General features: G+C 46.0%; 14 protein-coding genes and 1 tRNA gene. 8 read left to right on the top strand and 7 right to left on the bottom strand.

From position 1 onward, the window contains the following. Nucleotides 1-14: 14 nt before the first annotated feature. The 4 genes from ICN47_RS00165 to ICN47_RS00180 are packed head-to-tail and all read right to left on the bottom strand — an operon-like array spanning nt 15 to nt 3704. Nucleotides 15-695, bottom strand: coding sequence for a nicotinate-nucleotide adenylyltransferase (locus ICN47_RS00165; RefSeq protein ID WP_370626239.1), 681 nt, complete (start codon nt 693-695; stop codon nt 15-17). 5 nt (nt 696-700) lie between these two features. Further along, entirely contained in the window at nt 701-1612 is a 912-nt protein-coding gene (gene hemF, locus ICN47_RS00170) for an oxygen-dependent coproporphyrinogen oxidase (protein ID WP_216218266.1), read from the bottom strand. A 47-nt stretch (nt 1613-1659) separates the two neighbouring features. Beyond that, complete coding sequence (gene purD, locus ICN47_RS00175) at nt 1660-2937, bottom strand: phosphoribosylamine--glycine ligase (RefSeq protein ID WP_216217913.1); 1278 nt, start codon at nt 2935-2937, stop codon at nt 1660-1662. A 47-nt stretch (nt 2938-2984) separates the two neighbouring features. Beyond that, entirely contained in the window at nt 2985-3704 is a 720-nt protein-coding gene (locus ICN47_RS00180; protein ID WP_216217914.1) for a YebC/PmpR family DNA-binding transcriptional regulator, read from the bottom strand. 152 nt (nt 3705-3856) lie between these two features. On the opposite strand from ICN47_RS00180, the gene ICN47_RS00185 reads away from it, so the two are divergent. Beyond that, nucleotides 3857-3941, top strand: a tRNA-Leu gene (locus tag ICN47_RS00185). A gap of 37 nt (nt 3942-3978) precedes the next feature. Here the strand turns inward: ICN47_RS00185 and ICN47_RS00190 are convergent. From ICN47_RS00190 to lptF, 3 genes are all read right to left on the bottom strand, one after another. Next, a complete protein-coding gene (locus ICN47_RS00190; protein WP_216217915.1) occupies nt 3979-4920 on the bottom strand; it encodes a CysB family HTH-type transcriptional regulator in 942 nt (313 codons plus the stop codon). Between the two features lie 62 nt (nt 4921-4982). Beyond that, entirely contained in the window at nt 4983-6137 is a 1155-nt protein-coding gene (gene lptG, locus ICN47_RS00195) for an LPS export ABC transporter permease LptG (RefSeq protein ID WP_216217916.1), read from the bottom strand. 2 nt (nt 6138-6139) lie between these two features. Further along, the gene (gene lptF / locus ICN47_RS00200; protein WP_216217917.1) at nt 6140-7261 is read right to left on the bottom strand and encodes an LPS export ABC transporter permease LptF; all 1122 of its coding nucleotides are present in this window, start codon (nt 7259-7261) and stop codon (nt 6140-6142) included. A gap of 149 nt (nt 7262-7410) precedes the next feature. Between lptF and ICN47_RS00205 the strand changes: the two genes are divergently transcribed. The 7 genes from ICN47_RS00205 to ICN47_RS00235 all read left to right on the top strand — a co-directional run bounded on the left by ICN47_RS00205 (nt 7411) and on the right by ICN47_RS00235 (nt 14843). Beyond that, nucleotides 7411-9021, top strand: coding sequence for a leucyl aminopeptidase (locus ICN47_RS00205; RefSeq protein WP_216217918.1), 1611 nt, complete (start codon nt 7411-7413; stop codon nt 9019-9021). Between the two features lie 29 nt (nt 9022-9050). After that, nucleotides 9051-9515, top strand: a complete 465-nt coding sequence (locus ICN47_RS00210; RefSeq protein ID WP_216217919.1) for a DNA polymerase III subunit chi — start codon at nt 9051-9053, stop codon at nt 9513-9515. Between the two features lie 2 nt (nt 9516-9517). After that, the gene (gene lgt / locus ICN47_RS00215; protein WP_216217920.1) at nt 9518-10306 is read left to right on the top strand and encodes a prolipoprotein diacylglyceryl transferase; all 789 of its coding nucleotides are present in this window, start codon (nt 9518-9520) and stop codon (nt 10304-10306) included. 146 nt (nt 10307-10452) lie between these two features. Continuing rightward, on the top strand, nt 10453-11757 hold the full coding sequence (locus ICN47_RS00220; RefSeq protein WP_216217921.1) for a malonyl-CoA decarboxylase: 1305 nt from the start codon (nt 10453-10455) through the stop codon (nt 11755-11757). Between the two features lie 140 nt (nt 11758-11897). Beyond that, a complete protein-coding gene (gene dctP / locus ICN47_RS00225; protein ID WP_370626228.1) occupies nt 11898-12971 on the top strand; it encodes a TRAP transporter substrate-binding protein DctP in 1074 nt (357 codons plus the stop codon). Nucleotides 12972-12975: 4 nt separating this feature from the next. Beyond that, nucleotides 12976-13482: a TRAP transporter small permease gene (locus ICN47_RS00230; protein ID WP_216217922.1), complete on the top strand. Its 507-nt coding sequence runs from the start codon at nt 12976-12978 to the stop codon at nt 13480-13482. A gap of 2 nt (nt 13483-13484) precedes the next feature. Next, the gene (locus ICN47_RS00235; protein ID WP_216217923.1) at nt 13485-14843 is read left to right on the top strand and encodes a TRAP transporter large permease; all 1359 of its coding nucleotides are present in this window, start codon (nt 13485-13487) and stop codon (nt 14841-14843) included. Nucleotides 14844-14859 lie beyond the last annotated feature (16 nt).

Genomic DNA, 14859 nt, shown 5'->3' on the forward strand with positions numbered 1-14859 from the left:
TGATCTTAGCTTGATTATTGATACAAGCCCAGATTTGTAATGATTTGCAGCGTATGGGATGGAATCTGATCGGATAGAGCGGTATTCCCGGAGGACGCTTTTAGCTGCGACCGAAGTTCGGTTGAGGATAGATCGATCGCTAGGCTTTCATCGATATAGATGAGGCCAGATGGCTTATTTTCAAGGGCGGCAGGCTCTAAAGTTTGGTGTGCCTGCAGTAATTGTGTAATGGCAGGGCTCAATGCTGTCCCTAGGTCATGGTTTGGTCTACTTGCTACAGCAAAGTTCACATAATCTAGCAACTTCTCCCATGAATTCCAAGTGGGTAGCTGAATCAGTGAATCGGCACCCATGAGCCAGGTCAGACTTGCGTTAGATCCATAACGCTCACGAAGTGCTAGAGCGGTATCAATGGCATAACTTGGCCCGGCTCGATCGATTTCAAGACGATCAACCCCAATCTGTGTCGCAATCTTCAAATATAAAAATGCTCTGGCTAGATCAACCCCAGCAGCTTCAGTCAGCTGTAAACGAATTTCTGCAGGAGTAATTCCGGTGCCTTTTTGCCAAGGCTCTCCACTTGGAATGAGTAGGAGCTCATCTAATTGCAACACTTTTGCAAAATGGCTTGCAAGTTTTAAGTGACCAATGTGGGGCGGATCAAAAGTGCCCCCTAGGATGCCGATTTTTTTCACAACGCTCAAGCTAACCAATCGCGTGGTTTTAAATAGTAGTCATACAGCTTAGCCTCGGGGGTGCCGGGCTTGGGTTGCCAGTTGTACCACCACTGAACTACCGGTGGCATTGACATCAAAATGGATTCAGTGCGCCCGCCTGAGTGCAAGCCAAAGATTGTGCCTCTATCAAAGATGAGGTTGTATTCCACATAACGACCACGACGATATTCTTGGAAGGCTTTTTCTTCTGGAGTGAAGCTATCTTGATAGCGACGCTGGACAATCGGGAGGTAAGCATCAATGAAAGCATCCCCAATCGCGCGCGTCATGGCAAAGCTCTGCTCAAAACCGAGTTCATTAAAGTCATCAAAAAATACACCGCCGATACCGCGTGGCTCCTCACGATGCTTTAAATAAAAATACTCATCACACCATTTTTTAAAGCGGGGATAGAGCTCCTCGCCAAAAGGATCTAATGCATCTTTAGCGGTTTGATGAAAGTGCCTACAATCTTCATCCACACCATAGTAGGGTGTAAGGTCAAAGCCACCCCCAAACCACCAGACTGGCTCCTTGCCCGGAGCCTGTGCAATAAAGCAGCGCACGTTCATATGGGTAGTAGGAACTTTGGGATTGTTTGGGTGAAACACCAAGGACACACCCATGGCTTCAAAGCTACGACCAGCAACTTCTGGTCGATGGTGAGAAGCGGAGGGTGGCATTTGATCACCGCGAACATGCGAGAAGCCTACGCCACCTTTTTCTAAAATATTGCCGCTATCCAAGATGCAGGTGCGGCCATATCCCTTAAGCTTGCTATCCTCAGGTTTGTGCCATTCATCGGCAACAAAGGTTTTACCATCAAGCGCACTCATTGCGCTAGTAATGCGATCCTGCAGTCCTAAAAAGTAATTCTTTAGTGCTGCGATATCAATTTGGGTGTGTTGATCTGCCAAGTGTTTTCTTTACTCAATTACTGACATTATTTAATGGCGCGATAGCCGATATCTTTGCGATATTGCATGCCGTCAAATTGGATTTGATCGATAGCTTCATAGGCCTTCTGCTGGGCGCCACGAACGGTATCTGCAAGACCAACTACGCACATCACACGACCACCAGAAGTTACTAATTTGCCATCTAGTAATTTAGTGCCCGCATGAAAAGTGATCTGATCTTCAGTATCTGCAGGTATGCCGGTAATGACGTCACCATTGCGCGGTGTATCAGGGTAGTTGTGTGCAGCAAGTACTACGCCCAGAGCGGTACGACGGTCCCAGTCAAGCTCAACTTCATTGAGCGTGCCATCTACTGCATGATCGAGCGCATTCACAAGATCGCTACGAAGACGTGCCATGATGGGTTGTGTTTCTGGATCACCCATACGGCAATTGAATTCTAAAGTTTTGATTTTTCCATCAGGAGCAATCATTAGGCCAGCATACAAGAAGCCGGTGTAAGGAATGCCGTCAGACTCCATGCCTTTAACGGTAGGCATGATGACTTCGCGTAATGCACGTGCATGAATTTCTGGTGTAACAACCGGAGCAGGTGAGTAAGCACCCATGCCACCAGTGTTCGGCCCTTGGTCAGCATCGAGCAAGCGCTTATGATCTTGGCTAGTAGCCAGTGCCAATACATGTTTGCCATCTACCAAGACGATGAAGCTCGCTTCTTCACCGGTTAAGAACTCTTCAATCACAACACGAGCGCCAGCGTTACCAAGCTTGTTATCAGCTAGCATCATGTCAACAGCAGCATGAGCTTCTTCTAAGCTCATTGCCACAACAACACCTTTACCAGCTGCTAAGCCATCAGCCTTAATCACGATGGGTGCACCTTTAGCATCAATATAGGCATGCGCTTCTAATGCATTGGAGAAAGTTTGATAGTCAGCGGTAGGGATACCATGACGCTTCATGAAAGCTTTAGAGAAGTCTTTGGAAGATTCTAATTGGGCTGCCAATTGTGTAGGTCCAAAAATGCGTAGACCATTATTGCGGAAAACGTCCACAATGCCTGCAGCTAAGGGAGCCTCGGGTCCTACTACGGTTAAGTGAATTTTTTCGCGCTTAGCAAAGTCCGCTAGTTCTTGTAGTCCAGTAATCGGAAGATTTTCAATGCCGGCTGCTGTTTGCTTTGCTGAAGCAGTGCCACCATTTCCTGGTGCGACATATACCGTTTGCACTTGAGGAGATTGAGCAAGTTTCCAGGCCAATGCGTGTTCGCGTCCGCCAGATCCGATTAATAGAATTTTCATAGCAAGCTGTCTGTATTAATTAAAGTAATGATGAAAGTATGGGAAGCTTAAAGCTCAGCGTTGGTGAAGACGTCCTGAACGTCATCTAAGTTCTCAAGCGCATCGAGTAATTTCTGCATACTTTCTGCTTGATCACCTTCGAGAGCAATTTCAGTCTCAGGACGCATTGCAACCGTAGCAAGTTCAGGTTTAAGTCCAGCTTTGGTAATGGCGTCTTGCACTTTAGGGAAATCAGGAACGGGCGTTAATACTTCTAATGAACCATCATCATGCGTGATGACATCATCTGCACCTGCATCCAATGCCACTTCCATGAGTTGATCTTCATTAGTACCTGGCGCAAATAACATTTGGCCACAGTGCTTAAATAAGAAAGCAACCGAACCTTCGGTGCCCATGTTCCCACCATTTTTATTAAAAGCGTGGCGAACTTCGGCAACAGTACGGGTGCGGTTATCGGTTAAGCAATCGACAATGATTGCTGCTCCATTAATGCCATAACCTTCGTAACGAATTTCTTCGTAGTTCACACCCTCAAGTGAGCCGGTGCCGCGTTGAATTGCTCTTTGTACGTTGTCATTTGGCATGTTGGCATCTTTGGCTTTATCAATTGCCAGGCGTAAACGGGGGTTAGTCGCAATATCCCCGCCACCCATTTTGGCGGCAACGGTAATTTCTTTGATGAGCTTGGTCCAAATCTTGCCGCGTTTTTCGTCTTGACGACCTTTGCGGTGCTGAATATTGGCCCATTTTGAATGGCCGGCCATGCGGGTGAGTCCTTTTAGTAATTTGGCTAGAAGACCTCATTTTAAGGGGTTCTGGACCAAAGGGAGGGGATGCTGAGCCAATTTTTGTTACACTCTCATGTCTTAGCAGTAACAAAGCAATAAAGTCAGCAGAATTTCCACTGCAAACACCTGCCTCGGTGATGGAATTGGTAGACGTGCCGGACTCAAAATCCGGTGCCGCAAGGCGTGGCGGTTCGAGTCCGCCCCGAGGCACCATTCAAACGGCTAATCTGCCTTTGAATTTCACTGAATGCTAAATCTCGTAGGTTTCCGATTCGTTATTCATCGCCTGCTCGACAATTTTCTTAGTGAGCGTTGGGGAGAAGAGCTCAATGAAGGTGTAAACAAAAGAGCGCAGATAAGCACCTTGCTTTACGCCCAGATGAGTAACGTTATTGCCAAACAGGTGACCTACTGGGATGACTTTGAGATTGCGGTCTTTATCGGCATCGTAGGCGAGGCCTGCGACGATCCCAACACCCATGCCAACTTCTACATAGGTCTTAATCACGTCCGCATCAATCGCTTCAAGGATGATGTCAGGGCTTAAGCTGCGTTGTGCAAAAGCGGCATCAATCTTGCTACGTCCTGCGAAGGCTTTGTCATAAGTGATGATGGGATATTTAGCGATTTCTTCTAAGGTCACAGTGGCTTGATTGAGCAGGGGATGACTCAATGGCACCATGATGACGTGCTGCCATTGATAGCCTGGTAGTGCTAGTACACCAGGCGTATTGGCGATCCCTTCTGTGGCAATGGCAATATCAGCACGATCATGTATGAGGAGTTCGGCAATTTGACCTGGGCTTCCTTGCTGAATACTCACGCGTACTTTTGGAAAGCGCTTCGTAAACTCGGTAAGTACTTTTGGGAGCGCATAGCGTGCTTGGGTATGGGTAGTGGCAATCACAAAGTTGCCCTGATCTTGGCTAGCAAAATCTTTACCAACGCGCTTTAGCGTCTCTACCTCATCCAGAATTCGCTCAATAGAGCTCAAAATTCGTTTTCCCGGCTCGGTGAGTGAGCGGATCCGTTTGCCGTGACGGCGAAAGATTTCAACTCCAAGCTCATCCTCTAGCTCAATAATGGCTTTAGAAACACCAGGCTGGGACGTAAATAGAGCCTTGGCAGCAGAAGTCAGATTGAAGTTTTGTCGGACGGCTTCCCGGACAAAGCGAAATTGATGAAGATTCATAGTGACTCCTGTCTATATATCAACAAAGATATAGGAATCAAATTCTAAATGATTTTTGGGTATTAAGCCTTAGAAACCCAGCGAAGACCTATTAAAGCCAGCATGAAATAGAGCAGAGGTGGCGTTAAAGCGGTTAAGAGGGCTGGCCACGAGCCTAGCAAGCCCACATTTGAGAAGAGGGAGTTAAAGAGTTGAAAACTCATTCCCAGCATGATTCCGCCAAATACTTTAATACCTACGCTACCAGCGCGAACTTTTAGAAAGCCAAAGGGCAATGCCAGGGCCAGCATCACGAAAATAATGAAGGGGTAGACCACTTTCTTCCAAAAGGCGATGGAGTGACGTTGCGCATCTTGTTTGTTTTCTTGGAGATGGTTAATGAAGCGAGCCAAACTCAAAATGGACATTTTTTCCGGACTGATGAGCAGTACGTTCAGAATTTGAGGGGTAACCTCAGACATTAAGGTAATAGTGGGATGTTTGATGGTCTGAGAAGCGAAAACAGGATTTAGTGGGTCAGACTGTTTGGTTTCTTTGAAACGAGTCTCGGTAACATCATTCAGAGTCCACGTTCCCGATTGATCAAAAAGTCCAGAGGCTGCGGTTCTGATCGAGAGTAGGTGATAGACATCATCAAACTCATACATCCGAATATTGCGAATTTCATTGTCTTTATCAATTTTGCCAACGTTGACATAGCGCACGCCAGGGCGAACGGGGCCACTACCATCTTCATCGCGCAGGCGATCTTTAACCCAAACACCCGTTCTAAATTGCGACGAGAAAGAAGAGCCTAAGGCCTTCATTCGAATTTGATCTGACTTGGCTTCAGAGTAGGGGCCAACCCATTCACTCATGATAAGGATGAGTGCAATTAAGGGAATCGCAATTTTGGCGAGAGTAATTAAGCCCCGCTTCACATCCAATCCAGCAATGCGCAAAATCGTAAATTCGGATTGACTGGCGAGCATAGCAAAGACATAAATACTGCCAATCAAACTAGCGATCGGAATGATTTCTGAGATGCGGCTTGGCGCCTTGAGGAGCACATGCAGTAAAGCAAGCGGCAAAGTATATTGCCCTTGCACAGAGCCGAGCTCACTCAAGATATCAAAGAATAAAAATAGCGCAACAAGAGCGAACAAGATGAAACCAAAGGCAGCATATATTTGCTTGGCTAAATAGCGCTCAAAGATGTATGGAAAAATGAGCTTCATAACTAAGCTTTATTCTTCGCGAATGCAGCCGGGAGTTGGCGACGCCACCATTTTATGGAAGGATTAATTCGGTTCCGAATGAGGGCTGTAGCAATGATGAGTGCGAGGAGGTGGATGGGCCAGACCCCCACAAAGACATTGATCTTGCCTTGAGCAACAAAGTTTTGCGTCAGATTCAGTAGGTTGCTGTAAATCAAATAAATTAATACCGCATAGAACATGGCGGTATAGCTGCCCAGCCTAGGATTAACGTAAGCCAGTGGGATGGCAATCAATACCAAGCCCAAAGCCATGAGCGGCAACCCAACGCGCCACAAGATCTCGGCCCGATTGGGGTTGGCAGCAATGGGGTTAGGATCATTTAAGAGCTCGGTGATGGTCTTTTCACGGTCGCGTGGAGCTGGCGCCATGGCATCTTTACTGCGGATCTTGGTGTCATATTCATTAAATTCTAGAATTCTAAAGTTCGGCTCAGTAGGGTGACCCTCATAGCGGCGACCCCGATGAAGGACAATGGACTTTTCACCGCCCTCTCCATTTTGTACGTAGCCAGTTGAAGCTACTGCAATGCTCAAGCGCCCATTTTTATTATCAGCAACAAAAATATTCTTCACTTCGCTTTTATCAACATCCAATTCTTCAATAAAGAAGACGCGTTCCGCCTTGGCTGATTCTTTAAATTGACCAGCAGTCACCATGGAAACATCATCGCGTTGTTGGAAGCGTTGACTGATGAGTGTGGATTCTCGATTTGCCCAAGGCCATACAAAGAGTGCCAGCAGAGCAATAATGATGATGAGTGGAATTGCAAATTGCAAAATAGGACGGATTAAGTTGGTCACGCTCAAGCCGCTTGCAAACCACACAATCATTTCTGAGTCTTTGTACCAGCGCACCAACACAATTAGTGTGGCAACAAATAGGGAGACTGTTAGCAGTACTGCTAAGTAACCTAATGTTGCTAAAGCAATCAGGACTAAAGCATCCTCAGGATTAACGGCACCATTTGCAGCAAAGCCCAAAATGCGAATCACCAGTGAGGTGATCATAATGGTCACCAAAACCAAAAAAACCCCACCAGTCGTAAAGCTGAGTTCTCGGCGTAGGGCTTGTTTAAAAATCATGAGGTGCTAATGGATAGGTATCAGACGGGATATTAAGGTGATAAATAGCTTATATTGGAGCAGATACAGATGTTCATCTTCATGTCGGAGGATAATGGATAAACATCCTTTTATCCCCTTGAATTTACTTATTAATAACGCATTAAATTATGACAATTCAATTTAGTACCAAGATTTTCCCTCAAGCCGACCTGGGAAATCAAAAATCCCTTAAATCTAGCCTGAAAACCCTATTGGCTCATGCCACTGACTGTCTAGTCTTGGCTTATTCCAAGGCGGACTTAGAAGGCTTTGGTGGTAGTAAGGCCGCCAAAACAAAATCTGGGCTGTTGATGGAGCTTGATCTTTTGTTGGGAGGCTCTGTAAGTCATGCCAATGTAGTGGGCGATTTAGATGCAAAGCAGTCTTCAGTATGTATCTTGCGCGCGGAAAAGTCTTGGAGTGCAAATGGCGTAAAGGCAAAACGCGTTTTATTGATTAGCTTAGGGGATTTACACCTCACAAGTGATCGTAGTTTGACTGCTTTTTCTAAGATTGCGCGTGCAGCATTGAAATCACTCAGTGGCGGTTCAATCGAGAATGCCCTATGGTTTATTCCTAGCTTCTCACTTGCACATCAAACCAGCTTTATTGCTGATGAAGTGCGTCTCACGATTCAATACGCTGGTGATCAGGCTTATCGTTTTGGCGTGCGTCAACCTGCCATGAAATTTAAGGCTAAAGATCAAGCGGACACTTTTAAGCATTTAATATTTGCAGGCAATGATGCTTGTAGTAAAGAATTGAAGGATGCCGTAGCCCAAGGCATTGCAATGGTAGAGGGAATGAATCTTGCGAAAGATTTGGGCAATCTCCCGCCGAATATCTGCACGCCAACGTATTTAGGCAAAACAGCTCAGGGTCTCACTAAGAAGGCCGGCCTCAAGGTAGAGGTTTTAGGTCTGAAGCAAATTCAAGCATTGGGTATGGGCTCCTTTTTATCGGTAGCCAAGGGCTCTGATACGCCGCCGCAATTTATCGTGATGCGCCATCAAGGTGGCAAGGCTGGCGAAGCCCCTATTGTATTGGTCGGCAAGGGAATTACTTTTGATACAGGTGGCATTTCATTAAAGCCTGGCGAAGCCATGGATGAGATGAAGTACGACATGTGTGGTGCTGCGTCGGTTATCGGCACAATGTATGCCGCTGGTTTAATGAAACTCAAGAAGAATGTCATCGGTGTAGTTCCCACTTGTGAAAATATGCCCTCAGGTGGTGCAACGCGTCCTGGCGATATTGTTAAAAGCATGTCAGGTCAGACAATTGAGGTTTTGAATACCGATGCTGAAGGACGCCTCATTTTGTGTGATGCCTTAACGTATGTTGAGCGCTTTAAACCTAAGGCTGTTATTGATGTCGCTACGCTGACCGGCGCTTGTATTATCGCCTTAGGTCATGTACACAGCGGCTTGTTCTCGGATGATGAAGGTCTGGTGCATGCTTTAACCAAAGCTGGTCAAGCCTCTTTAGATACAGTGTGGCGCTTGCCTTTGGACGCTGCATATCACGAGCAATTGAAATCGAATTTTGCTGATGTGGCGAATATTGGTGGTAGGCCTGCTGGTAGCGTAACTGCAGCCTGTTTCTTATCGCGTTTCACTGAAAAATATAAGTGGGCTCACTTAGATATCGCCGGGACAGCTTGGAAGAGTGGCGCAGCTAAAGGATCTACTGGGCGCCCCGTGCCATTGCTTCTCAATTTCTTGCTTGAGCAACACTAAGTTTCCTGAAGGCGCTTAGTACATTCATCATGGCTCGAATTGATTTTCACAGTAATGTTGCCGATAAGTTGCAATATGCGTGTCGTTTAACTAGAAAAATCTGGAGCGATACCACCAGCGGCCAACCGGTTCGCAATATTGTGATGGTTGGCGAAAAGGCTGACTTACAAAAACTCGATGAGTTACTTTGGACATTTAGTAGTGCGGATTTTTTACCCCATTGCTATATTGATGATGAAGCTGCAGCTGAAACTCCAATAGTACTCACGGATGATTTTGCTTCTGCCGCCTTAAATCACATTCCTCATGCCGACATCATGATCCATTTAGGAATGCGTATGCCTCAGGATGTCGCGGCGTTAGTGGCGCGCTTTCCCAGAATTGTGGAAGTGGTCACAGTGAATGAGGCGGAGCGTCTTGCTGGGCGTGAGCGTTACAAGGCTTATCGTGACTTGGGTCATGAGCTGCATAACTTCGATCAGTCGAAAAGCTAATCATGTTGATTCATCCTCAGATTGATCCAGCGGCGATTCGCCTAGGGTCTTTTGCAATTCATTGGTATGGGGTGATGTACCTCTTAGCCTTTGCGCAATTTTTACTATTGGGTCGTTTGCGTATTCGGGCGCCACGTTATCAAGCATTGGGTTGGTCCTACAAGGATCTAGAAGACCTTTTATTTGCCGGTGTCTTGGGTGTCGTACTAGGTGGTCGAATTGGTTATACCTTGTTTTATATGCCAGCCCACTACCTTACCCACCCTTTGGATATTTTGAAGATCTGGGAAGGCGGCATGTCTTTTCATGGTGGTCTCTTAGGGGTGTTGATTGCGCTTTACTGGTTTGCGCACAAGCGTAGAACCACCTTCTTTGTCGTGAGCGATTTAGTGGCGCCATTGGTGCCATTCGGTTTAGCGTTTGGGCGCCTTGGAAACTTTATTAATGGTGAGCTCTGGGGAAGACCAACAGATCTCCCTTGGGCGATGGTATTTCCATTGGTGGATTCTGTTCCGCGTCACCCCTCACAGATTTATCAATTGCTGGGCGAGGGCGTCTTGCTTGGTATTGCCCTGTGGATCTACTCTGGTAAGCCACGCCGTGTAGGTCAGGTTTCTGGCTTCTTCTTGCTCGGTTACGGTGTGTGTCGCTTTCTGGCGGAATATGCTCGCGAACCTGATGCCTTTTTGGGCTTGTTGGGGCTGGGGCTTTCGATGGGTCAGTGGCTGTGCGTGCCAATGATTGTTTTTGGCATCTATCTCATGACTGCCTTTAAATCCAAATCAGCCTAAATATTCGCTAATGGCCAAACCCCGGATGGCCCCAAGCAACTTCCAGGGCCATTCAAACAAGTCTTTCTAATTTTCACTATGATTGTCATCAGTGCTTGAAATCTGATTTCATCCACCTTATGATTACCTTTCTTTGAAAGAAATACATGCTTGAGAAGCTTGCCAAAGCCCGCTATTTTTCGCGCCTGACTGGTGCTGTAAATCGCCTTATTTCTGAGCGAGGCGAGTCTAATGCAGTCAGCATGGCTGACGATGTCATTACTAACTATCGCAAGCTGTCTAAAGACCAGCACGGTAAATTTTTTACCTTCTTGTTTGAAAAGCTCAATCCCAATCCTGCTGCAGTGATGACTGCTGCGCAGCATTTTTCAGCAGAAGCGAGTGCGCGTAATTACATTAAATTACAACGTGTCACCGAACCTCCAAGACAAGAATTATTTCGTCGATTAAATCGCGCAACGAATGGCACTGCAGCTCTTGTTGAGATGCGCAGAGATCTTTTGCAGTTATTGGAAAAGCAACCAGAGTTAACTGCGGTAGATTTTGACTTGCGCCACTTACTCTCTTCTTGGTTTAATCCCGGTTTCTTGAAGATGCATCGTGTCGACTGGAAGTCGCCTGCTGAGGTACTCGAGAAGTTAATTCAGCATGAGGCAGTGCACGCCATTGATGGTTGGGATGACTTGCGCCGCCGCCTGCAGCCGGATCGTAGATGTTTTGCATTCTTTCATCCACAGCTGCCTAATGAGCCCCTGATTTTTGTGGAAGTTGCACTGCTGCCAGAAATTCCTGCAGTCATTACCCCTTTGGTGGATAAAAAAGCAGAGACTATGCATCAATCGTCTCACTATAAGGTGGCTGCTTTTTATTCCATCAGTAACTGTGAGCCAGGATTGCGGGGTGTATCCATGGGTAATTTCTTGATTAAGCGTGTTGCTGAACAGTTGCACGCCGAGTTTCCTAGTTTGAAGACATTTGTGACCTTGTCTCCTATTCCTGGATTTGTTGATTGGATAGCAGCTGGCGCAGAGATTGGCGATCAGAAGTCGACCGTGCAATTAAAGCCTGCAATTCGAACAGCACGCGAACAAGCACTCGAGACTATGGGGCTGAGTAATCGCTCATGGACTGAGCGCTTAAGTGCAGGTTGGCATCCGGACAATGCTACCGAGAAAGAAAAAGCTGCATTGCTCTGCTTGGCCAGTATTTACTTAGGACTTGGATCTGCAGGCAGAAACGGTAATCCTGTAGCGAAGTTCCATTTAGGTAACGGTGCAAGATTGCATCAAATTAATTGGGCAGGCGATCTTTCTCGAAAGGGTTTGCGCCAATCTGCTTCACTCATGGTGAACTATTTGTACGATCTATCCTCGGTTGAAGAAAATCATGAGCGTTTTACGCAAGGTGAAATCGATTATTCCAGGGCTGTTGGTCGTTTAATGCAGCCCTAGGCCTTCAAATTAAGGTAGTGGGCTTCTGAAGCGAGATATGCAGCAATTCCCTTTAGAATGTGGGGTAAAGGCTAGGGTTGTTGGATTCGATATAACAGCAATTAAATAAACATATAAAAATACTGATCTAGGAGATTGTTATGGGTAATAAATTTCATTCAGGTTCTGGCACGTCTAAGCCAAATGCTTTGCGTCGTCAATTGCTGGCCGGTTCTGCAGCGCTGCCTTTTGTTGGCGTCACCACAATGAGTTCTCCAGTAGCAGCTCAAGGTGCTACCAAAACTTTGAATATTTCCCATCAATTTCCTGGTGGCACCATCCAAGCAGGTGATTTTCGTGATCGCCTATGTCGTAAATTTGCTGAGTCAGTTGAAAAGCGTACAAAAGGCGCATTGAAGTTCCAGGTATATCCAGGATCTTCATTGATGAAAACCAATGCCCAATTTAGTGCATTGCGTAAGGGCGCTTTAGATATTTCTTTATTCCCCCTGCCATATGCTGGCGGTGAAGTGCCAGAAGTCAATATTGGTTTGATGCCAGCTCTTGTAACGAGTTATGAGCAAGCGGCCAAATGGAAAACAGCTGAAGTAGGTCGTTTATTGACTAAATCCTTGGAAGATAAGGGGATTGTGATATTGAGTTGGATTTGGCAGGCGGGTGGAGTTGCCAGCAAAACCAAATCATTGGTTCTTCCTGAAGATGCAAAGGGTATGAAAATTCGCGGTGGAAGCCGTGAGTTTGACCTGATGCTCAAAGCGGCCGGCGCCTCAGTGATTTCTTTGCCCTCAAATGAAATCTATGCCGCCATGCAAACTGGGGCAATGGACGCAGCCTATACCTCCTCTACGAGTTTTATGTCATTCAAATTAGAGGAGTTGGCTAAAGCATTTACAAGTGCTCGCAATAAATCCTATTGGTTTATGCTGGAGCCATTGCTGATGTCTAAACAAATCTTTGACGCTTTGCCTAAGGATCAACGCGATGCCTTGATGGCTGCTGGTGCTGAGATGGAAAAATTTGGTATCGAGGCCGCAAAAGATGACGATAAGACGGCTGCTTTAGCTTATGCCCGAGCGGGTAGCAAGGTAACCGATATTGATGCGACGATTGTTGATAAGTGGAGGGTCATTGCTCGTGAAAGTGCTTGGAAAGATTATTCCGAGAAAAATGAGAATTGCGCGGCATTGTTAAGAGCAGCGGAAAAAGTGGTCTAAAGCGATGATGCCACTATTACAGACTGCGGATCGCTTAGTTTCTGCCATTAATAAGTTGATGTTATTTTTAGGGTCATTGGCCTTAATTGCAGCATCAGTCATTTTGAGTTACAGCGTTGCATCCCGCGCATTGTTTGGAGCTACAACTGATTGGCAAGATGAGGCAGCAGTTTTTTGCCTAGTCGGCGCCACTTTCTTATGTGGTGCTTATGTGCAGCAATTTCGTGGACATGTTGGAATCTCTGCGATTTCCACGATGTTGCCTAAAGCGGTTAATCAATTACGGGTTGTTTTAATTGATATAGCATCATGTGCTTTCTGTGCATTCTTTGCGTGGAAATCCTGGACCTTATTTCATGAATCCTGGATTGACGGACAAGTGACTTCCTCTTCTTGGGCGCCTCCTCTATGGATTCCTTACAGCATGATGGCCTTTGGTATGTCCTTGCTTGCATTGCAAATACTGCTCCAAGTATTTGGTGATCTATCTAAGCCGGCAAAGGTTAATTAATCATGTCAATACTGGCTCTTGGATTGTTATTCGGCATTGTCACTTTATTGATTATGTTTTCGGGGATGCCTATCGCATTCTCATTAGGATCTGTGGCAGTTATCTTTATGATTTTTTTCATGCCCCTATCTTCTCTAGATACGGTGACGCAAAACGTGTATGAGGAAATGGCAAGTATTACCTTGCTTTCAATTCCCTTATTCATTATGAAAGGGGCGGCAATTGGTCGCTCAAGGGCTGGTCAGGACTTGTACGAGGCATTACATGTATGGTTGGGCAAGGTTCCTGGCGGATTGGGCGTTGCAAACGTATTGGCGTGTGCTTTATTTGCTGCGATGGCAGGCTCAAGCCCTGCAACCTGTTCTGCAATTGGCAGTGCAGGCATTCCTGAGATGCGTAAACGTGGTTATTCTCCGGGTCTAGCGGCCGGTATTATTGCTGCGGGTGGAACTTTAGGTATCTTGCTTCCTCCGTCGATTACGATGATTTTATATTCAGTGGCTGCCGAGCAATCATTAGGACGCTTGTTCTTGGCTGGAATTGGTCCTGGCTTAATGCTGGTAATCTTCTTTTCAATTTACACCGTTTTCCGTTTCCGTAAGGAATACAACCGAGCATTAGAGGTTGTGAAAGTTGGCGGTCCTCAGCAGCCTATTTTAGAACGCCAGACCTACACCATGCAGCAAAAGATGAACTCTTTGCCGCGGGTTATTCCATTCTTAGTTCTGTTAATAGGTGTGATGATCGCTCTTTATGGTGGCTACGCAACTCCATCTGAAACTGCGGGTCTTGGTGCTATTTTGGCATTCGCATTGATTGCTGGAATTTACAAAATGTGGCGTATTAAAGATATGTCACCCCTATTGCAAGCAACCATCAAAGAATCCACCATGCTGATGTTCATCATTGGCATGTCATTGCTCTTTTCTAATGTGATGAGTCACTTACACCTAAGTCAATCGGCAGCCCAAGCGATTGTTGATTTGGGGCTTGGACGCTGGGGTTTATTGGCAGCTATTTTGATTCTTGTCATTATTTTGGGATTCTTCTTGCCCCCCGTTTCTATTATTTTGATGACAGCGCCAATTTTCCTTCCACCCTTAAGATCTGCAGGGTTTGATTTGGTTTGGTTTGGTGTGGTGATGACCATAGTGATGGAAACTGGCTTGATTCATCCGCCAGTAGGACTCAATATTTTCGTGATTAAAAATATTGCTCCAGATATTTCCCTCAATGAGATTATTCGTGGTGTATTTCCATTCGTTGTAATCATGATTCTTTCTGTAGTGTTGTTGTGCTTTGTGCCAGAAATTGCTACAGGCTTATCTGATCTCGTAATGGGTCCTCCAAAGGCGTATTGACATATTTTGCAAAAGA

This window comes from Polynucleobacter sp. AP-Latsch-80-C2 (assembly GCF_018882185.1).
Lineage (GTDB): Bacteria > Pseudomonadota > Gammaproteobacteria > Burkholderiales > Burkholderiaceae > Polynucleobacter.

What these genes read in the sequence shown, in the direction of transcription:
- purD (WP_216217913.1), bottom strand. Translation starts at nt 2,937, where the DNA reads ATGAAAATTCTATTAATCGGATCTGGCGGACGCGAACACGCATTGGCC.
- ICN47_RS00180 (WP_216217914.1), bottom strand. Translation starts at nt 3,704, where the DNA reads ATGGCCGGCCATTCAAAATGGGCCAATATTCAGCACCGCAAAGGTCGT.
- ICN47_RS00190 (WP_216217915.1), bottom strand. Translation starts at nt 4,920, where the DNA reads ATGAATCTTCATCAATTTCGCTTTGTCCGGGAAGCCGTCCGACAAAAC.
- lptG (WP_216217916.1), bottom strand. Translation starts at nt 6,137, where the DNA reads ATGAAGCTCATTTTTCCATACATCTTTGAGCGCTATTTAGCCAAGCAA.
- lptF (WP_216217917.1), bottom strand. Translation starts at nt 7,261, where the DNA reads ATGATTTTTAAACAAGCCCTACGCCGAGAACTCAGCTTTACGACTGGT.
- ICN47_RS00205 (WP_216217918.1), top strand. Translation starts at nt 7,411, where the DNA reads ATGACAATTCAATTTAGTACCAAGATTTTCCCTCAAGCCGACCTGGGA.
- ICN47_RS00210 (WP_216217919.1), top strand. Translation starts at nt 9,051, where the DNA reads ATGGCTCGAATTGATTTTCACAGTAATGTTGCCGATAAGTTGCAATAT.
- lgt (WP_216217920.1), top strand. Translation starts at nt 9,518, where the DNA reads ATGTTGATTCATCCTCAGATTGATCCAGCGGCGATTCGCCTAGGGTCT.
- ICN47_RS00220 (WP_216217921.1), top strand. Translation starts at nt 10,453, where the DNA reads ATGCTTGAGAAGCTTGCCAAAGCCCGCTATTTTTCGCGCCTGACTGGT.
- dctP (WP_370626228.1), top strand. Translation starts at nt 11,898, where the DNA reads ATGGGTAATAAATTTCATTCAGGTTCTGGCACGTCTAAGCCAAATGCT.
- ICN47_RS00230 (WP_216217922.1), top strand. Translation starts at nt 12,976, where the DNA reads ATGATGCCACTATTACAGACTGCGGATCGCTTAGTTTCTGCCATTAAT.
- ICN47_RS00235 (WP_216217923.1), top strand. Translation starts at nt 13,485, where the DNA reads ATGTCAATACTGGCTCTTGGATTGTTATTCGGCATTGTCACTTTATTG.